We start from the raw sequence: 19,781 nt of genomic DNA on the forward strand, positions 1-19,781 counted from the left end.
CGGTGCGGACGGCGCGCAAGCCACGAAGTGTACGTCCGATGCCGCCGATCCCGAACACTGCGCCTGCCGCCGCCGCACAGTCGGTTGCCAACGGTTTCGTTCCGGCCAGGCGGGACGTCCTCCCTGGTGTAACACGGGCCGGTTCCGCGGCGATGACCGCCACCGGGCCGAGCTGAAAAGCGGTATCTGCAGCAACCTCGCCAATCCTGCCCGGCGTTACCCTTGCTTGCGACGCGTCGCTGGCAGGCGGCGACATCCGACCGACCGACGCAGGTACTGCGATTGCGCGCTGGCGCCCACCTCGATCGGTCCTGGCATCACCTGGCACCACCTGGCGGTTAGCTTGGATGGGCGAGCGAGTGCACATGCATCGCACCGCCAGCACGCAGCGGCCCTCGGCGCTTGCACCGAGCAGCGCCGGGCGTGGTCACGCGACATGCGGCCTCTGCCGCCCTGCCTCAATGGAAGTCGCGCGAGGGCAGCTGCATCTCGCCGAGCAAATCGCTGAGGTCGTACAAGTTGCCGGCAATCAGATGCTCCACGTCGTCCACGCGCTCCCAGCGGCCACGTACGGCGAGCAGGCGCGATTCGAGCAATGCACGGCGGCGGCGCAGCGCCAGATGCGACCAGACGATGACGTTGATCATGCCGTGTTCGTCTTCCAGGGTGACGAAAATGGTGCCCTTGGCGGTGGCCGGGCGCTGCCGTTGGGTGACCAGCCCGGCCACATGCACGCCGCTGCCGTGGCGACGGCCCTGCAGGTCGCGCAGGCCGAGGATGCGCCGCTGCTGCATCTGCGGGCGCAGCAGCGCCATCGGATGCTGGCGCAGGCTCAAACCGACCGAACGGTAATCGGCCAGGATCTCCTCGCCTGCGCGCGGTGCTTCAAACTCCACCTCGCGTTCCTGCGGGCTGCCCGGCAGCAGCGGCCGGCGCGCTTCCACGCCGGCCATCGCCCAGCGCGCGGCATTGCGGTTGCCGACCAGGCCCTGCAAGGCGCCGGCTTCGGCCAAGGCCAGGCGCGCCTTTTCGTCGAGTGCGGCGCGCAGGCACAGATCGCCGATATCGGCGAAGGCCCGCTGCGCGCGTGCGGCGACAATGCGGGTGGCCACCACTTCCGATAACCCGGCGACCTGGCGCATGCCCAGCCGGATCGCCGGTTGTTCGCCAGGGTCTTCGTCGCTATGCCAGGGCCGGCCACCGACCAGCGTGTTGTCCCACTCGCTGTGCAACACATCCACCGGCAACACCTCCACGCGCGCGCGCTCGGGACTGCCGCGGCGCGCGTCCTGCACGATCTGGCTGGCCGAGTAGAACCCCATCGGCTGCGCATTGAGCAGCCCGCAGGCAAAGGCTGCCGGCTCATGGCGCTTGAGCCAGCAGCTGGCGTAGACAAGCTTGGCGAACGAGGCGGCATGACTTTGCGGGAAACCGTAGGAACCGAAGCCCTTGATCTGCTCGAAGATCTGGTCGATGAAGGTGGAGGCGTAGCCTCTGTTCTGCATGCGTTCGCGCACACGCGTGCGGTGCTGTTCCATGTCACCGCCACGGCGCCAGGCGGCCATCGAGCGGCGTAGATTGTCGGCTTCGCTCTCGGTGTATTCGGCGGCGTGCATCAGCAGCTCCATCACCTGCTCCTGAAACAACGGCACCCCCAGTGTTGGCTTGAGGATGTCTTCCACCTCCGGCGATGGATAGTTCACTTCTTCGCGGCCCTGCCGCCTGCGCAGATACGGATGCACCATATCGCCCTGGATCGGCCCGGGACGCACGATCGCCACTTCGATCACCAGGTCGTAGAACACCGCAGGCTTGAGCCGCGGCAGCATCGCCATCTGCGCGCGCGATTCGATCTGGAATACGCCGACCGTGTCGGCGCGCTGGATCATCTTGTAGGTCGGCTTGTCGTCGCCTGGCAGCGTGGCGATGGTGTATTTGCGCCCGCGGTGGCCGCGCACCAGCTCCAGCGTCTTGCGGATGCAGGTCAGCATGCCCAGCGCCAGGCAATCGACCTTGAGCAGCTTCATGGTTTCCAGATCGTCCTTGTCCCACTGGATGATGGTGCGGTCGGCCATGGCCGCGTTTTCCACCGGCACCAACAGCGACAAGGGTTCGTCGGAGATGACGAAGCCGCCGACATGCTGCGACAGATGGCGCGGGTGATCGCGCAGCTGTTCGGTCACCGCAAGAATCTTGTTGATCAGTGGATTGGCCAGATCGAACCCGGCCTCTTCGATGCGCTGCTCCATCGGGGTGTCGCCATTGCCCCAGCCGTAGCAATTGGCCAGCAGCGCGATCTGGTCCGGCGGCAGGCCGAAGGCCTTGGCCACGTCGCGCACGGCGCTCTTGCCGCGATAGCAGATCACGGTGGCGGCCAACGCCGCGCGTTCGCGCCCGTATTTGCTGTAGACATACTGCAGCACCTCCTCGCGGCGTTCGTGCTCGAAATCGACGTCGATGTCCGGTGGCTCGTCGCGTTTTTCGGAGAGAAAACGCGCCATCAGCAGGCGGGTTTCGTCTGGATTGACTGCGGTGATCCCCAGCGCATAACACACCGCCGAATTGGCCGATGAGCCGCGCCCCTGGCAGAGAATCTGTCTGGAGCGCGCAAACCGCACTACGTCCTGCACGGTCAAGAAAAACGCCTCGTACCGCTTGAGCGCGATCAGCGCGAGCTCCTTTTCGATGTCTTCGCGCACCTTGGTCGAGATGCCGTCCGGCCATCGCTCGCGAATGCCTTCCTCGGTGAGCTGGCGTAGGTAGCTGGTGGGCGTATGCCCTTCCGGCACCAATTCTCTGGGATAGCTATAGCTGATCTTGGAAATATCGAAGCTGCAGCGCTGCGCCAGGTCCACGGCGGCCTGCAACAGCGCATCGGGATAGATATTGCCCAGGGCGTGTCGCGTGCGCAGGTGGCGCTCGCCATTGCGGAACAGATGCGCGCCACACTCGGCCAACGGCAAGCTGTGGCGGATGGCGGTCAAGGTGTCCTGCACGATGCGCTCGCGTCGCTGCGCCATGTGCACATCGCCGCTGGCCAGTGCAGTCATGCCAAGTTGCTGGGCCAGCAGCTGCAAGGCAAGCAACCGCGCTGCGTCGTCCTGTTCGCGATGCAGCTCCACCGCCAGGAATGCACGCTCACCGAACACCTGCTGCAGCCAGACGCCCTGCTCGGCCTGCGGCTGCGCACCGGGCAACCACAGCGCGAACACACCGGGGACGACATCGCGAAACTGCGCCTGGACCTCGGCACGCCCGAGTCGATACGCGCCCTTGCCTGCCGCACGCCGCGCGGTGGTGATCAGCGCGCACAACTGCGGATAGCCGTGTGCGTTTTCCACCAGCAGGACGAAGCGGGTGCCGTCGACGAGCGTGAATTCGCTGCCGACGATCAACCGCACGCCGGTGGCACGCGACGCTTCCAGGCCACGCACGATGCCGGCCAGCGAGCATTCGTCGGTAATCGCCAGTGCGCTGTAGCCGCAGTGTTGCGCACGCGCGAACAACTGCTCGGCACTGGAGGCGCCACGCAAAAACGAAAAGTCCGACAGGCAATGCAGCTCGGCATAGCCAGGCAGGCCGTCGGCGTGCTGCGCATGGACGATGTCGTCGTTGGCCGCGCGCAGCCGTGCCGCCACATTCCAGCCGCGCGGCATGCGCCCGCCCGGCGTGTCGCGGTCCACGCCATCGACAGCGTCGTCCCAGCTCATGGGCGTATACCTGCAAAAACGCGCCGCCACCGCGCCGTCTTTGCAATGCGCGGCAGATCGCATGGTTGCAGCAGCCCCTTCGCATCATGGTATTGGGCGCTGGCGGCAGCGCTGCGATGACCAGCCAGGCACCCCACGCCCCACTCTGGCAGTGGCCTACGCCGGATCACGCAAACCACCCATGCAGCATCCAGCCATCCACACGGCCGGGGGCGGCGAACGCCCAGCCGCGCCGGCCGCGTGCGGTCTCCACCACGTAGTAATCGCGTCGCGCCTCGTCGTCGTCCCACCAGCCGCTTTCCAGTCGTTCGGGACCGGAGACGATGCGCAGGTGCGGATCGTGCAAAGGCACCGGTTGCGGCAGCAACCAGGTGGGCCGCGGCGGGCGTGGCGGCGCCGCAGCTTCGCGCACTGCATCGCCGATGGCGCGACGCCAGGCGCGTTCCGGGCGCGGGTCGTCGGCCGGCAGCACGCGGTACACCGCCTCATCACCCAGGCGCGCACGCAGCCGCTCGCGCAGTTGCGGCCAGTCCACCGACTGCTGCGCACGTTGGTCGAACAAGTCGCGCATCGCCGGCACGAACGGTGGCAGCTGGCGCGCCAACAGCCGCATCGCCACCACCGGCCGCGGAATCTCCACCCGCTCCAGCCGGTTGCGGGCCAGCTCGAACAACAACGTGGGCGCACGCTCCGGCGTCAGCAGACCGATCTCGACATCGGTGGCGCCTTGTTCGTGCTCCAGACGCAGCAAAAAGCGTTGCACGCCGCCATCGCGGATGGACAGATACGTGCACAGATCGCCGATCAACCGGCGCAGCGGGAACAACAGGGCCGGATGGGTTTCCACCTCGTAGCCCAGCTCCACGCGTTGGTCGAAGTGGTCCGGGGGCGCGTAGCACTCCAGCGTGTCATCGACACTGCCATAGAGGCGGTCCAGATGATCGAGCAGGGCCGCACCGAAACGCCGTTGCAGCCCGTCGCGCGGCAAGCCACGTACTGCGGCGAGCGTGCGCACGCCCATGTGCTGCAGACGCTCGCCGGCATCGCCCGGCAAGGCGGCCCGGCGCACCGGCACCTTGTCCAGGGTGCTGTGCAAGGCCGGCACCTGGGTCAGCACCATGCCATCGCGCAGCCCGGCCAATACGCGCGCCGCGCGTGGGGTGGGCGCCAGTGCAAGCCGGTGCTGGAAACCCAATGCCTGCAACTCATCGCGCAGGCGTCGCTCGAAACGCGGCCATGGACCGAACAGACGAAAACTCGCACCGGCCTCCAGCACGATGGCGCGCGACCATTGCTGGCTCACCAACGAACTATGCCGGTACGCCCAGGCCGCAAGAAACCGCTGGGTACGCGCTTCGTTCTGCGCGTCGTAATCGACCGTGCGCACCTGTGCCATCAAGGCATGCGCCGCAGACAGGCGCATGCCCGGTTTCAATCCAGCAGCGGCAGCGGCGGGGTTGGCCGAATGCAGGCTGCGCAACTGCGCCGGCCCCTGCACCAGCACCAGCGGCGCGTCCGGCTCTTCAAGCCGCCGTAGAACGGCGTCCAGTGCCAGCTGCGGCAATAAGATGCAGGCCCACAACATGCGCGCGGCTCAATGCGCCAGCCGCAACGGCTGCGAAGGCACCTGGCCGCCGCGGCACTTGCGCACCTGCCAGGCATCGCGCTCGGGCAGGAATTCCAGCCGCAAGGCCGCCGGCGATGCATTGACCGCATGCCTGCGATCGCGCAACGCGAACGCGCAGCAATTGCCGCTGTCGGCCGCCACCTGCAGCCGCCGCAAGGCGCGCGCATCGCCGGTTTGCGGCCACCCCAGCACTGCGGCGCAGGCGCCGCTGCGCAGGCATTGTTCGAATGCCCACAGGGCGTCGCGCGGCTCGGCCTGCACCACTTCCAGATGTTCCAGCACCACCCCGCCCGCCTGCCAGGCCGGTGCGTACGGGATGAAGGGCGGTGCCACCAGCACCACCCGGCTGCTGGCGCCGGTCATCCGCGCCAGCGTGGGCAGCAACAAGGCGATTTCGCCGATGCCATGTGCGGGCAACAACAACTCGGTGAGCGCACGCCGCGGCCAGCCGGCATCGGGCAGCAGCGCATCCAGTACGGCATGCCCGGTGGATTCGCCCCCATTGGCCGTGGCGGTGCCGTGGCCTGCGCGCCATACCGTGCGCGCAGCCAGCAAGGCGTCCAGCGGCATCGCCAGCGCGGCATTGCCGGGTTGTCGCAGCTGCACGGGCTCGCTCATCTCAACCCTGCCGGATCAGGCCGCAGTACAGCCCTTCGATCGCGAAGTCGGCGTCGGCCGCCACCACGATCGGCGCATGCGCGCGGTTGCGCGGCAGCAGGCGGATGCGTTCGGCACCGCGCTCCAGGCGTTTGATGGTGATTTCGCCATCCACCCGCGCCACCACGATCTGCCCATCGCGCGCGTCGTTGCTGCGATGCACGCCGACCAGGTCGCCATCCAGGATGCCGTCGTCGATCATCGAATCGCCCTGCACTTTCAGCAGGTAATCCGGACGCAACGAAAACAGCGTGCGGTCCAGCCACAGCTGCCGCTCCAGCCCGATATCCGCCCCGATCGGCACACCGGCAGCCACCCGTCCCAGCACCGGCAAAGCCAGCAAGGCATCGCGCCCGGCGCCGCCTGGCACGCGGATGCCGCGCTTCTGGTTGGGCAACAGTTCGATCAACCCCGCCTCGGCCAGCGCCTGCACGTGCTTTTGCGCGGCATTGCGCGAGGCAAAGCCGAATGCCTGCGCGATCTCGGCCAGACTGGGAGACACCCCTGTGCGGGCCTGCTCCTGCAGGAAAGCCAGCACGGCCAGACGCTTGGGAGAGAGAGGTTGCATGAAAGTGCGGCGGCCGACAGGACGAGGTGTACATTTGTACACTTTTCAATCGCAGGAGACGAGACTGGCTTGCTGAGCCGCTTCAGCACAGCGCTTGCGGGCGGGTGACGACAGAGTTATAACCTACGTACTAACGCGAGGCATTACCATGAAGCTCAAGATCACCTCCATCGGCAATTCCGCTGGCGTCATCCTGCCCAAGGAACTGCTTGCCCGTTTGCGCCTGGGCAAGGGCGACGAGCTCTATGCACTGGAGACCCCCGACGGCATCAAGCTGACCGCGTTCGACCCGACCCTGGCCGCGCAGATGGAGGTGGCCGAGCAGGTGATGCGCGAAGACCGTCAGGTGCTGAACAAGCTGGCCAAATGAACACGCGCATGCTCGTGTGGATCACCCGCGCGCTTGCCCTGGCCATCCACGAACGTCAATTGAGCGAACACGGTGGCGCTGCCGGCATCCGTGATGAGGCCTTGCTGGACTCGGCGCTGGCCCGTCCACAGCAATTGTTTTCCTACGGCGATCCTCCGCCCGATCTGGTGGAGTTGACTGCAAGCTTGGCCTACGGACTGGCGCGCAACCACCCGTTCGTGGATGGCAACAAGCGTACCGCGCATGTCTGCTACCGCGTTTTTCTTGTGCTCAATGGTGCCGAGCTCATGGCCTCGCAGGAGGAGAAGTATGTCGCCATGATGGGATTGGCCGATGGCGCATGGAGCGAGGAGGAGTTTGCCCAGTGGCTGCGTCCACGGGCGCGCTTGCGTGCAGATACGCATCTGCATGAGCCACGGGGGCATTACGGTTGATGCATCATGTCGCCGCGCTGGCGACGGGTCGTGGTGCATCCGCAATGACGCAGGATGTCTACATTCTTTCCCGCACAACGTTGCGGCTGCACGGATGTCTCAACACATCGCCAGGTTCGATACTGCGTGGTTTGGCGCTTTAGCGTAGTGGCCATCCATGGCCGTGCGTCGCTGCCGTGCAGCGCATGCTGAAGGCTGCGATGGATCTGAGTCACTGCTAGTTCGCTACGCCCTCAGTCCTTTGCATACACCACGCCCAACTTATCGATCTCCTCACCTGCGCGGCCGGTGAAACCGGCGATATGCCAGCCGCTGGGAGCGGTCAGCGTGTAGGTCTCGCTGGTCGGGCTGCCCACCTGCACGCTGCGGCCTTTGTTGGTGCGCAGACTCAACGAGAACAGGCGGGTGCGGTCGTTGTACCTGCCAACGCTGAAGGTGGCCGAGGACAGCGTTTCGTTGGCACCCAGCGACAATGTGGTCGCCTGCCCACCGCTGCCGCCATGCGCGAGCAGCTTGCCGCTGTCCAGGATCACGCCGACGCCATCCAGGCGCGCACCGCCGCGCAGGGTCACGCCACTGAGCCGGCGCACGCCGGGGTTGCCGGCCAGATCGTTGAACGGAACGCCGTGCGGACCACCGAACTGGTCGCTGGTGCGCAGTCGATCGCCCACCGCCCATCCGAACTGCGTAGACAGCGGGTAGTGGTCGGACAAGGGCTTGCCGGCGCTGTCGTAGAAGCCGCCGCCATCGAGCTGATAGCGATTGGCCACCAGGGTCAGTTGCGGGGCGTCACGGTACAGGATCTTGTCGACCACCTCGCAGCTATTGGTGGGCGGCGTGCCGCAGAGCAGCGGCGGGGCACCGGCCGCCGGTGCGCTGCCCTTGATCAGTTCCACCCACGTATCGGTCAGCCCATTGGAGGCGATCAGCTCGCGGATGTTGTCGTCACTGCGGGTGTAGCGCGTATTGGAATCCATCATCACCAGCACCGCGTTGCCGGCCGACCAGGTCTGGATGAATTGCGAGAGCTGCCCGATATTGGCGCGACGCGCCGACAGATCGCCCGCTTCGACACCGGCATTGGGGTGCGCGTTGTAGACGTCCAGCAGCACGCCATCGGCCAGGCGCACGCGCATGTAACTGAACCCCTTCGGGGTCAGGCAGTCGGTGCCGTTGCACTGGTTCCACTTGATCCGGGTGAAGTCGCTGAAGGGATAGTTGCTGAGCGTATTGAGCCCGTCGCCGAATGCGGCACCGCCGCTGGTGGCGGTGCGGTAGGGATGCGCGTCGCCAGCGTACAGCGTGGCGTGGTAGTTGAAGTCTTCCTGCACGTTGATCAGCCCGTAAGGGGCCAGTTTTGGTGCGAGCAGTACGGTGTTGGTGGCCGGCGTTCCGCTGGACAGGCCTTCGGGCAGGCCGGCGATGTTGTAGGTCAACACGTCGAGTACGCCGACGTCCGTTTGCGCCTGTGCGATGCCTGCGCAGGCAAGACCAAGAGTGATTGCGAGACTGACGAGAGTACGTCGCTGGTGGAGCATAAATCGCCTCTTGCAGTGATGAGAAACAGCGGCTGGCACGGTGGCCAGGGATACGGCGCTCAAACGCCGATGCAACCACACGCGCCGGCGGAGACCGGCGCGCGCAGCGTCATTCGCTCAGGTAATGCGGGTCGATCGCGGCGTCGATCAATGTCGCCAAGGCTGGTAGCGGGCAGTCGTACTCCGGGGTGGCGCTGCTGCAGCCGGGAATGAACACCGGCGAGGACGGTGGCGGCGCCTGCGGTGTCAGTGCGCGGCGTTCGCGCAGTTGCGCCAGCGTCTGCGCGGTGTAGCGCAGGCGGATCACGCGCTGCCCGTCGGCACGCAGCCAGCGTTCGAAGACCAAGGCACCACCAGGCACGGTCTGGTCCGGCTGGTACCCCGGCAACTGCCAATGCAGATCGAACATGCCAGCCAGCAAGGTCAGCGTGCCGTCGTGTCCGGACAGCACCACCAGCCGTGCATCCCCACCAATCGGCGTGGCACGCGCTGCAGTGGCGTTTGCACTGCCGTTGGCCTCGCTGCCTTGCTGCAAGGTTGCCAGCAGCCGCGCCGCCAATGGCGAACTGGCCATCCGCGCGACCGTCGGCTCACGCAGGCGCAGCGCGAACTCGGCCTGGTGCGGTGCGAACGCGCGCAGCAGGCTGGCCTCGTCCAGGCCTTGCCACCCCAGTGCGGCAAAGTCTTGGCCGTCGGCCCAACCCATCAGCAGGCTCTCGCTGATGCCCGATGCGGCCGCTGCCGGGCCTTCGACCCCGGCAATGCCGTGGTGCGCATCGCCCATGCGTGCAGGTACCGCATCCAGGCGTTGCTTGCCGGCAACGGCCTGCGCCGGGCACGGCCGTTGCGTGCATTGCAACAGCAGTTGCTGCAAGGTGTCGATGGCATCGCGCTGCGCCGCATTCCAGCTCGCAACATCGCCGCCGACGCGGCCGGCGATGGCTGCGCGCATCAATGCGGCGGCAGCGGGTTGGCGCAATGCCGGCGCGCCATCGAACAGTGGATCGGATGCATCGTCGGCAACGTGGTGCACCGTGTTCGTGCACCCGGGCGTAAGCGTGCTTGCCAGCGCCTGTGCCGAGGCGATGGTGCGCTGGGTGCGGTTGGCCCAGTAGTACACCTTGTCGCAAGCATCGCCATCGAACAGGCCGAGCGTTGCGTAATGGGCGCGATAGTAGCGGCCGAACAAGGCTTCCAGACGTGCGCCGTTCTCGGTGAGGTAACCGGCAGGCACGCCGAAGCGTGGCCAGGAACGTGCGGAGTACCTGCCCAATGCTTCCGGGCTGGACATCGCCGCGCGCACGCCATGGCGCTTGAGGATGACGACTTTTTCAAGCGTGTCAGGCGTTGCTGCGGCGGCGTGCGCGGTTCCCGGCGGAATCAGCGCAGCAACGACAGCAGCAAAATATCCAAGACACAGACGCGGTAGTGATGACATGCCTTCGATCTCGATCATGGCGCCACCCTGTGTTGCGACAGGGCGCGACCGGCAGTTGGCAACAACGCCACAGCGGGCGCCGTTGCAGGTGCAGATGACGCCCTGCTGGAAGGCGCCCTGTTGTGGCCTTTGGCTGTTGTCGGCAACGCTGGAGCGGCTATCGCAGCGGCTATCTCCCAAAAGACCGCGGTTGCAGCATGTCGCGCTACACGCGTGCAAGATGGAGCGCACCGCCCTCGCCTGACGGATCCCCGCCTACCGGCTTGCCTTGACCCCACTCAGAACCGCGCGCGCACTCCAAGCGACCAGGTGCGGCCGTAGTCGGTATAACCGCCGAACAGGTGATCACCGACGAATTGGCGCTGCACTTCGCCGGTAAGGTTGATCGCATTGACGAACACCGACAGCGTGTCGTTGACCTTGTAGGCCACGTTGGCATCCAGGCTGCCGAACTTGTCGCTGTTGAGCGTGGCGACATTGGCAGTGCCCACCGCGTTGAGAATCTCGTCGCTCCAGCTGTAGCTGACCCGTGCCATCAACGGCCCCTTCTCGTAGAACAGCACGGCGTTATAGGTGTTCCTGGCAACGCCTTCCAGGCTGTCGGTAAAGCTGCTGGTGCCGTCGTGATAGGTCGCCTTGCTGTCGGTCCAGGTGTAGTTGAGCTGCATGCCCAGGCCGTCCAGCGGCGACGGCAGGCTGCCAAAAACCTGCTGATACGCCACTTCCGCGCCCTGCACCATCGCCTTGCTGCCGTTGGTCTTGGACGACAACAGATAGGTCTGGCCTTCGTACACCAGGTTGGACATCTGGGTCTGGATGAAGCTGGAGATGTCCTTGTAGAACAGCCCGCCGGTCAGCGCCGACGTCCCATCGATATACCACTCGAAGGTCAGGTCGTACTGCCACGCTTCGAACGGCTGCAGCGCAGGGTTGCCGCCGCTGGCGGTGAGGCGTTCGCCACTGGAATTGAAGGTGAGCTTGGACGACAGATCGGTGAGGTCCGGGCGCGTGATCACCTTGGCTGCGGAGGTGCGCAACACCATGTCATCGTGCACGTCCCAGGCGGCGTTGAACGAGGGCAACACGTTGGTGTAGCTGCGCTCGAAATGCACCGGCTGCGCGCTGCCGTTGACATCGGCATGGCCATCGGTGGCCTGTTCGGTACGCACCACGCGTGCACCGAGATTGCCGCGCAGTTCGCGGCCCGCCAGCTGGGTGCCGAAGTTGGACATCGCATACGCCGAGGCAATCTTTTCCTGCACTTCATAGGAATTCTGCAGGTCGGCGCTGTTGGGGGTGTTGCTCAGATCGGCGCTGGTCGGCCAATTGCCCCAGAACGCGGATTCGATCGGCGCCAGCCATTGCCGCGGCAGGTTGCCGTTGGCGTCGGCCAGCATGTCGCCCACCGGCAATGCGGTGAAATAGCTGCCCGGGAAACGGACGCCGGCGATACTGTTGAGCAGCAGGTCGGCGCGATCGTAGGTGCGCGAGCGCTGGCGATACTTGGCGCCCAGCTTGAAGTCGCGGAAGAAGCTGCCGTCGAGTGCGCGCCTGGCATCGAACTGCAGTGCGTCTTCCTTGTCGCGCGCATCGATCTCACGCCATTCCAGCCGGCGCCCTGCCACGGTGGCCGGGTTGGTCGGATCGAAGCCGTTGCTGAAGCGCCAGTCCGGCACGTTGTCGCCGTCGGCTTGCGGCATGTCCACGCGCATCGACAGGTTGGTGCCACTGCGCAGGCGCGTGCGCCGGATCGGGTCCGAATCGTAGCTGTGCGCCTGCGAGTGGAAGGCCACCGCGCCCAGCGCCCATTGGTCGCCGCTCCAGGTGCTGGACAGGCGTGCACTGCGATTGTCGTCGGTGATGCCTGAGGTCTCGCGCGAGATCTGCACCTGCCCATTGCGATAGTCGAAGCCGGTGATGCCGCCGTTTTCCACGCGCAGATTGCTCAGCTTGGCCAGGCTATCGAAGCCCACGCCCATGCTGTATTCGTCGTAATGCACGGTCTGCCTGGCGTAGAGCAGATCCAGATTGGTTTCCCATTGTGCGCTAGGCTTCCACTGCAACGAGGCGGCCACGCCGGTGCGTTCGCGCTCTTCCAGCTCCAGCGTCGGCCGCAGGCCCGTCGGCACGTAACTGGCGCCGGGGACGCCCGGCACACCGTTACGGTAGTAGTCCCAGCTCACCTCGTTGACGCGGTCCTGGCGCAAGCTGCGTTGCGCATATGCGCCAGAGATCAGCATGCCGAAGGTGCCCTCGGCATTGACCCAGTTGAACAGCCCCGACACGCGCGGATCGTTGGCATGCGTGCGTTGTGCCTGGCTCGATTCCAGCGATACGTTGGTCAGGGTCTTGCCCAGCTCCAGCGGGCGGAACGTGCGCACGTTGACGATGCCGCCGATGGCGCCTTCGTCCAGGTCGGCGGTGGGGCTCTTGATCACGTCCAGGCCGGAGACCAGTTCGGCCGGCAGCGTGTCGTAACGGAACTGGCGCCCGGTCTGGCCGGAGGTGCGTACGTTTTCGTTGACCGCCATGGTCTGGCCGTTGAGCGTGGTGACCTGGAAGTTCGGCCCCAGGCCGCGCACGCGGACGTACACGCCTTCGCCGCGGTCGCGCACGATCGAGACACCAGGCACGCGCTGCAGCGCCTCGGCCACGTTCTGTGCCGGCAGCTTGCCAATGTCTTCGGCGGCGATCACATCCACCACGCTGTCGGCGTAGCGCTTCTGGCGCAGCGCGGCGCTGAGGCTGCCGGCGTAACTGCCGAGCACCTGGATACTGTCCAGTTCCTGCACCGGTGGGTCTGCGCGCGGTGCTGGCACTGTGACGGTCGTTGCGACTGCGGCCGTTGCAGGAACCTCCTGCGGCACGCCGGGCGCTGGTTCGGCGGTTTCGATCGTCACCGTGGTCGCATTGAGATAGCGGTAACGCAGGCCGGTGCCATCGAGCAATTGCTGCAACGCCTGCTCCGGTGCGATGCCTGCAGGGGTGGCACGGGTCTGCGGGTTGCCGGCCACGCCGGCGGCATACACGAACTGCAGCCCGGTCTGACGCGACAGCGCATTGAGCGCGCGTGCCAGCGGTTGTGCGGGAATCGCATCGACCGACACCGCCGCAGGCGTGGTCTGGGCACCGGCAGTACCGGCATGCAATGCGAGAGCGATCGAAAGAACCAACGTACGACGCATCGTGGAATCCAGTAGGGGAGGAAGCAATGCGCAGCGCCACGCTTGGGCGGGAATGCTGCGTTGTACCCGGACTACGAGGGACGACAGCGACGATCGGGCACCGTTTTTTGATGAATTTTCTGTGACACGTGCGCGCCGGTAGCGCGCATGCAAGCAGGCGTACTGCGCTGCCCGCACGATGCGGGTGCATCTGCACGCGTGCGCACGCCGGCCAGTTGCCGCAGGGTCATGGCTGATAGCAGAGCGCGGCGCGCACACGATGCCGCCCAGCGGTGCGCGCCCATGTCGGACATGTCGCCTGGCACAAGATGGCGTCGTTCACGCCGCGGTCGTCAGTGCGCGGCGGCGCCCAGCGCTGGCCGGCTGCTCACGCGCAGCACGCCCGGCGCATCGACCACGCGCAGGTCGGGTTGGTCGTCGAGAAACGCGCGCAGCGAGGCGACATCGTCGCCGCGCAGGTTACCGGTGAGCCGCAACGCGCCGGCGGCGGCATCGTCGATGAGCAGGCGGGTGCGATTGAGCCGATTGAAATCCTCGGCCACGGTGGTCAGCGGCGCATCGCGGAACACGATGCGTCGCTGCCACCACGCATGCATCGCGGCGACATCCTCGCTGGACACCTCGACCCGGCCGGACACCGCGTCGATCCGTGCGCTCTGCCCGGCGCCCAGGTTTGCCAGCATCGGCTGCTGCTTGCGGTCTTCGCGCCACACGTGCACGCGACCTTCGGTGACCTCGATGCGTGCCTGCTGCCGATACAACGCGATATCGAAGGTGGTGCCGATATCTTCCACACGCAGGCGGCCTGCATACACCTGCAACCGACGGCGGTCCTGAGCCACTTCAAAGCTGGCCTGACCCTGCAGCAATTGCAGGCGACGGCTCCACGGCGTCATGGTCGCGCGCACGCTGCTGAGCGCATTCAGATGCACCACGCTGCGATCGGCCAGTTGCACGCGGCGCTGCTCGCCATGCGCGGTGGCATAGGTCTGGGTACGCGGCCAGGCCCAGCCGGCCAAGACCGCCACGCCGCACAACGCCGCGGCCAGGCCCAGGCTCCAGCCGCGTAGACGCGCGCCGCGCTGGCCATCGTGACGGCCCACAGGCGCCGCATGCCGAGGCGGTGGTGGTTGCGGCAATCGCGACGGCAACGGCAACGCGATCACATTGGACGATGCTGCAGCCGCATGCGTGCGGCGATCGCCATCGAGCAAGGCATCCACATCCAGTTCCATGCCACGCATTACGTCGCCCAGCTCGCCGGCGACGCGCAGCACGGCCATGTACTCGCGCACATGCAGCGGCGATGCGGTCAGCCATTGCATGAAACTGGCTTGCTGCTGCGCGTCCAGCGCCTGCATGCGCTGCAGCGCATGCCAGTGCGCGGCCTCGCCGGCAGCGCTGCGGGCGGCCAGAATGCGCGTGCTCACCAGCTCTCCCCGCTGTCGGCAACCGCCTGCCTGCAAGCCGACAACCCACGCACCACATGTTTTTTGACCATGTGCGCAGACACGCCCATGCGCTCGGCGATCTGCTTGTAGCTGAGCCCATCGCGGTACTGCATCACCAGCACCGCGCAGGTGCGTTCCGGCAAGGTGGCCAGCAAGGCCTGCAGACGTTGCTGGCGCTGCTGACGGTGCGCGGCATCTTCCACATCCTCGCCGGCGGCCAGCAACTGCGAAAACTGTTCCATTTCTTCGATCTGCAGCGGCGCCTGCTTGCGCCGCACCGCCTGCTCGCGCGCAAGATTCAGCGCCACCGTGTACAGATAGGCTTCCGGGTTGGCGATTCCCTCGCCCTGGTCCTGCTGCGCACGCAACAGGCGTAGATAGGTTTCCTGCACCAGGTCCTCGGCGTCCTCCTTGGCGCCGCGGCGCACAAAGAAACCGCGCAGCACAGATCCGTGCTGCGTGAACACCTGGCTCCACGCGCGGGTGGCATTGGCTTTCATCGTGCGCGCTCCCCTTGCGCTGGGCGCGCTAGCCTGGCCAATTCAGGTGACACCACGATGACGCGCCGCGCATATCCCCTGCACCGCATGCCGCTGGGTTGCGCAACCGATCGCCCATCGCGCGATACCAAAGTGCAGTCAAGCGAACGCCACAGCGCAGCTGTTTGCCCGCGCGAGCGCGATCGCAGCATCGCTACCTCTACACCGTCCCTACACCGCACCTTGACCCTGCGAGGGTCAAGGTGAGGGCCCTCCTCCCAGCCATCGCCACGGGGTTCGCATGAATGCCACGCCCGCCATTGCCGATCACACGGCGCCGGCAACCGCCACCGCTGCGCCAACCTACCCGGTCAACCTGCGCATCAACGGTCAGCCCTATCACCTGCAACTGGAAGCCTGGGTCAGCCTGCTCGATCTGCTGCGCGACCGGCTCGATCTCACCGGCAGCAAGAAAGGCTGCGATCACGGCCAGTGCGGTGCATGCACGGTGCTGGTCGATGGCCGCCGCATCAATAGTTGCCTGACCCTTGCGGTCATGCAGGACGGCGCCGACATCACCACCGTCGAAGGCCTGGCCGATGGCGAGCAACTGCATCCCCTGCAGCGCGCCTTCATCGCGCACGATGCATTCCAGTGCGGGTACTGCACGCCGGGTCAGTTGTGTTCTGCGGTCGGCCTGCTCAACGAAGGCAAGGCGCACGACCGCGACCAGGTGCGCGAACTGATGAGCGGCAATCTCTGCCGCTGCGGTGCGTATCCGCAGATCACCGACGCGGTGATGGAGGTGATGGGCAAGCCCGGCGACAGCAGCGACAGCGCTGCAACGCCGTGGACGCCAGGGACGGTGCCGGCATGATCCCGCTCACTTACACGCGCCCGGACAACGTCGATGGGGCGCTCACTGCGCTTGCAGTGCGCGGCAGCGACCCGCATCCGGTGCCTGCCGAAGCCCCCGTACGCCTGATCGCCGGCGGCACCAATCTCACCGATTTGATGAAGCTGCAACTGATGCGGCCCAGCAGCCTGGTCGACATCAACCGCCTGCCGCTGGACAGCATCAGCGCATTGCCGGCGGGTGGCTTGCGTCTGGGCGCGCTCGCGCGCAACGCCGACACTGCGTATCACCCGGACGTGGAAACGCGCTACCCGTTGCTGAGCGCAGCGATCCTGGCCGGCGCCTCGCCGCAGATCCGCAACATGGCCAGCAACGGCGGCAACCTGTTGCAACGCACGCGCTGCATGTATTTTTACGACCATGCCACGCCGTGCAACAAGCGCGAGCCGGGCACGGGGTGCTCGGCTTGCGGCGGGCTGACCAAATACCACGCCATTCTCGGCGCCAGCGCGCACTGCATTGCCACGCATCCGTCCGACATGTGCGTGGCGCTGGCGGCACTGGACGCAGTCGTACATGTGCAAGGCCCCAATGGCGAACGCGACATTCCCTTTGCGCAGTTCCACCGTTTGCCGGGCGATCATCCGGAGCTGGACAGCACGCTGGCAGCGGATGAATTGATCGTGCACATCGATCTGCCCGATGCGCGGCGCTTCGCTGCGCACAGTGCCTATTTGAAGATTCGCGAGCGCCTGTCGTATGCCTTTGCGCTGGCCTCGGTCGCCGCAGCGCTGGAGTTGGCAGAAGACGGCAGCATCCGCGAGGTGCGCGTCGCACTGGGCGGGGTGGCGCACAAGCCCTGGCGCAATCCCGAGGCCGAAGCGCAGCTGGTGGGCAAGCCGGCCACGGCAGAGAGTTTCGGCAGCCTGGCCGATGCGCTCCTGCAAGGCGCGCAATCGCAGGGCGAAAACGCCTTCAAACTGCCGCTGGCCCGGCGCGCGATCGTGCGTGCCTTGGACGTCGCCCGTAAGGGCACCATCGACAACCGCGGGCGAACCAGCGCGCTGGAGGAATCGCCATGAACGCACGCAGCATCGATCTATCCAACAGCGACCTGACGCCACCGGTTGCCGATATTGGCACTGGTTATCGCCCCACCGGCACCGGCGTCACCCGCATCGATGGGCGCGCAAAGGTCACCGGCCAGGCGCGCTACGCCGCCGAATGGCCAGTGCCGGATCTGGCCTATGGCGTTGTGGTCAACAGCAGCATTGCCAAGGGCGAGATCGTCGCCTTCCATCTCACCGCTGCACGCGCAGTGCCCGGCGTGCTGGACATCATTACCCATGAGAACCGCCCGCATATGCGTGGCATGGACCTGTTCTACAAGGACATGACCGCACCGGCCGGCTCGCCGTTCCGGCCCCTGTACGACAACAAGATCCTGTACAGCGGCCAGCCGATTGCCCTGGTGGTGGCCGACACCTTCGAAGCGGCGCGCCACGCGGCCCACCTGGTGGAGGTGGAGCTGCTGCAGGATCCGCACGACACCAACCTGATGACCAACCTGGACCGTGCGCACAAACCCAAGGCCATGAAGGCCGGTTTCTCGCCGCCGCCCAAGGACAAGGGCGAGCCGGAGACCGCCTTTGCCAATGCCGCAGTCCAGGTCCAGGCCGACTATTACAGCGGCGTGGAGCATCACAACCCGATGGAGCTGTTCGCCTCCACCGTGATCCGCGATGACGACGGCCACTTCACCATCTACGACAAGACCCAGGGCTCGCAGAACAGCCGCTGGTACGTCTCGCATGTGTTCGGTTTGAGCAAGCGCAAGGTCACCGTGCGCAATCCCTACGTGGGCGGTGCCTTCGGCTCCGGGCTGCGCCCGCAGTACCAGTTGCCGCTTGCGGTGATGGCCTCGATCCTGCTGGACCGTTCGGTACGCGTGGTGCTGACGCGGCAACAGATGTTCACCTTCGGCCATCGCCCGGAGACATTGCAGCGGCTCAAGCTCGGTGCCGACCGCGATGGCCGCCTGCGCGCGATCTGGCACGAGGCCATCGCCGAGACCTCGCGGATCGAGGACTACGTCGAGGTGGTGGTCAACTGGAGCGGGCAGCTGTACGCCTGCGACAACGTGCACCTGGGCTACAACCTGGTGAGCCTGGATCAGTTCAGCCCGATGGACATGCGCGCGCCCGGCGCCGCACATGGCGTGCATGCGCTGGAAGTGGCGATGGACGAGTTGTCGTATGAACTCGGCATGGATCCGTTGGCGCTGCGTTTGAAGAATTACGCCGAGGTCAACCCGGCCGATGACAAGCCTTATTCCAGCAAGGCGCTGCGCGCGTGCTACCAGCAAGGAGCCGAGCGCTTCGGTTGGGCGCAACGCCCCTTGCAACCGCGCGCCCGCAAGGAAGGCAACGAGTGGGTCGGCTGGGGCATGGCCACCGGGCAATGGGATGCGATGCAGATGTTTGCGCGTGCACACGCGGTATTGCATGCCGATGGCCGGCTGGTGGTGAGCAGTGCGGCCAGCGATATCGGCACCGGCACGTATACGGTGATGGCGATGATCGCTGCCGAATCACTGGGCTTGCCGCTGGAGCAGGTCACCTTTCAACTCGGTGATTCCACGCTGCCGGTCGCCCCGATCGAAGGCGGCTCCTCGCATGTCGCCACAATTGGCTCGGCGGTGGATGGCGTGTGCGGCAAGTTGCGCACGCGGCTGCTGCGCCTGGCCCAGGCCTTGCCCGATTCGCGCTTTGCACGGGTCAAGCTGGACGATGTGGTGTTTGCCGACGGCACGCTTGCGTTGCGCGCCGACGCCAGCAGCGCGGTTGCATTGCCCGAGTTGCTGCGCGCGGCCGCACTGGAGCAGATCGAAGACAAGTTCCTGCTGCTGCCCAATGTACTCAAGCAGCGTAAATACACCCGCGCCACGCACGGGGCGGTATTCGTGGAAGTGCGTGTGGACGAAGAGCTGGGCACGGTGCGCGTGACCCGCGTGGTCAGCGCGATCGCGGCCGGGCGTATTCTCAACCCGATCACTGCGCGCAGCCAGATCGTTGGCGGCGTGGTCTGGGGCATCGGCCAGGCATTGCACGAACACACCCAGTCCGATCACCGCTTCGGCCGTTTCATGAATCACGATTTTGCGACGTACCACGTCTCGGCCAATGCCGATATCCACGACATCGATGTGATCTTCGCCGACGAGGACGACCGTGTCGTCAGCAGCCTGGGCGCAAAAGGCGTGGGCGAAATAGGCTTGGTCGGTGTCTCGGCGGCGATCTGCAATGCGATCTTCCATGCCACCGGAAAGCGCATCCGCAGCACACCGATGACACCGGACAAGGTGATGGCGGATTAGGTCAGCCGGGCGTTGTGCGCGCGATGTACAACGCCTGGCCTGGATGCAGCACGACGGTGGGCCGACTACATCTATGCAGCGGGCCTTCGCGC

At 66.0% G+C, this 19,781-nt stretch carries 14 protein-coding genes; 5 read left to right on the plus strand and 9 right to left on the minus strand.

Annotated elements, in window-relative coordinates; all coding sequences use genetic code 11:
* Positions 1-458: 458 nt before the first annotated feature.
* The 4 genes from FHY19_RS11335 to lexA all read right to left on the minus strand — a co-directional run bounded on the left by FHY19_RS11335 (position 459) and on the right by lexA (position 6,562).
* Complete coding sequence (locus FHY19_RS11335; RefSeq protein WP_259166142.1) at positions 459-3,710, minus strand: error-prone DNA polymerase; 3,252 nt, start codon at positions 3,708-3,710, stop codon at positions 459-461.
* Positions 3,711-3,876: 166 nt separating this feature from the next.
* Complete coding sequence (locus tag FHY19_RS11340) at positions 3,877-5,295, minus strand: DNA polymerase Y family protein (RefSeq protein WP_259166144.1); 1,419 nt, start codon at positions 5,293-5,295, stop codon at positions 3,877-3,879.
* Between the two features lie 9 nt (positions 5,296-5,304).
* Entirely contained in the window at positions 5,305-5,955 is a 651-nt protein-coding gene (gene imuA / locus FHY19_RS11345; protein ID WP_259166146.1) for a translesion DNA synthesis-associated protein ImuA, read from the minus strand.
* A gap of 1 nt (position 5,956) precedes the next feature.
* On the minus strand, positions 5,957-6,562 hold the full coding sequence (gene lexA / locus FHY19_RS11350; protein WP_259166149.1) for a transcriptional repressor LexA: 606 nt from the start codon (positions 6,560-6,562) through the stop codon (positions 5,957-5,959).
* A 148-nt stretch (positions 6,563-6,710) separates the two neighbouring features.
* On the opposite strand from lexA, the gene FHY19_RS11355 reads away from it, so the two are divergent.
* Positions 6,711-6,932: an AbrB/MazE/SpoVT family DNA-binding domain-containing protein gene (locus FHY19_RS11355; RefSeq protein WP_104532761.1), complete on the plus strand. Its 222-nt coding sequence runs from the start codon at positions 6,711-6,713 to the stop codon at positions 6,930-6,932.
* A gap of 8 nt (positions 6,933-6,940) precedes the next feature.
* Positions 6,941-7,366 (plus strand): type II toxin-antitoxin system death-on-curing family toxin, encoded by a 426-nt coding sequence (locus tag FHY19_RS11360; protein WP_259166372.1) that lies wholly within the window; start codon positions 6,941-6,943, stop codon positions 7,364-7,366.
* 233 nt (positions 7,367-7,599) lie between these two features.
* On the opposite strand, the gene FHY19_RS11365 is transcribed toward FHY19_RS11360, so the two are convergent.
* From FHY19_RS11365 to FHY19_RS11385, 5 genes are all read right to left on the minus strand, one after another.
* The gene (locus FHY19_RS11365) at positions 7,600-8,904 is read right to left on the minus strand and encodes a jacalin-like lectin (RefSeq protein ID WP_259166150.1); all 1,305 of its coding nucleotides are present in this window, start codon (positions 8,902-8,904) and stop codon (positions 7,600-7,602) included.
* A gap of 109 nt (positions 8,905-9,013) precedes the next feature.
* Complete coding sequence (locus tag FHY19_RS11370; RefSeq protein ID WP_259166373.1) at positions 9,014-10,342, minus strand: histidine-type phosphatase; 1,329 nt, start codon at positions 10,340-10,342, stop codon at positions 9,014-9,016.
* 278 nt (positions 10,343-10,620) lie between these two features.
* On the minus strand, positions 10,621-13,527 hold the full coding sequence (locus FHY19_RS11375) for a TonB-dependent receptor (protein ID WP_259166151.1): 2,907 nt from the start codon (positions 13,525-13,527) through the stop codon (positions 10,621-10,623).
* Positions 13,528-13,859: 332 nt separating this feature from the next.
* Positions 13,860-14,957: a FecR domain-containing protein gene (locus FHY19_RS11380; protein WP_259166152.1), complete on the minus strand. Its 1,098-nt coding sequence runs from the start codon at positions 14,955-14,957 to the stop codon at positions 13,860-13,862.
* Complete coding sequence (locus FHY19_RS11385) at positions 14,954-15,478, minus strand: RNA polymerase sigma factor (RefSeq protein WP_259166154.1); 525 nt, start codon at positions 15,476-15,478, stop codon at positions 14,954-14,956. The genes FHY19_RS11380 and FHY19_RS11385 overlap by 4 nt, the downstream gene beginning before the upstream one ends.
* Before the next feature lie 280 nt (positions 15,479-15,758).
* On the opposite strand from FHY19_RS11385, the gene FHY19_RS11390 reads away from it, so the two are divergent.
* From FHY19_RS11390 to FHY19_RS11400, 3 genes are read left to right on the plus strand one after another with little or no spacing between them, the layout of a single operon-like run.
* Positions 15,759-16,334 (plus strand): (2Fe-2S)-binding protein, encoded by a 576-nt coding sequence (locus FHY19_RS11390; RefSeq protein ID WP_259166156.1) that lies wholly within the window; start codon positions 15,759-15,761, stop codon positions 16,332-16,334.
* Complete coding sequence (locus FHY19_RS11395) at positions 16,307-17,395, plus strand: xanthine dehydrogenase family protein subunit M (RefSeq protein ID WP_259166157.1); 1,089 nt, start codon at positions 16,307-16,309, stop codon at positions 17,393-17,395. Before FHY19_RS11390 ends, FHY19_RS11395 begins: the two co-directional genes overlap by 28 nt.
* Positions 17,392-19,689: a xanthine dehydrogenase family protein molybdopterin-binding subunit gene (locus tag FHY19_RS11400; RefSeq protein WP_259166159.1), complete on the plus strand. Its 2,298-nt coding sequence runs from the start codon at positions 17,392-17,394 to the stop codon at positions 19,687-19,689. The genes FHY19_RS11395 and FHY19_RS11400 overlap by 4 nt, the downstream gene beginning before the upstream one ends.
* Positions 19,690-19,781 lie beyond the last annotated feature (92 nt).

Origin of the sequence: Xanthomonas sp. 4461, assembly GCF_024806475.1 — a bacterium.
GTDB lineage: Bacteria > Pseudomonadota > Gammaproteobacteria > Xanthomonadales > Xanthomonadaceae > Xanthomonas > Xanthomonas arboricola_F.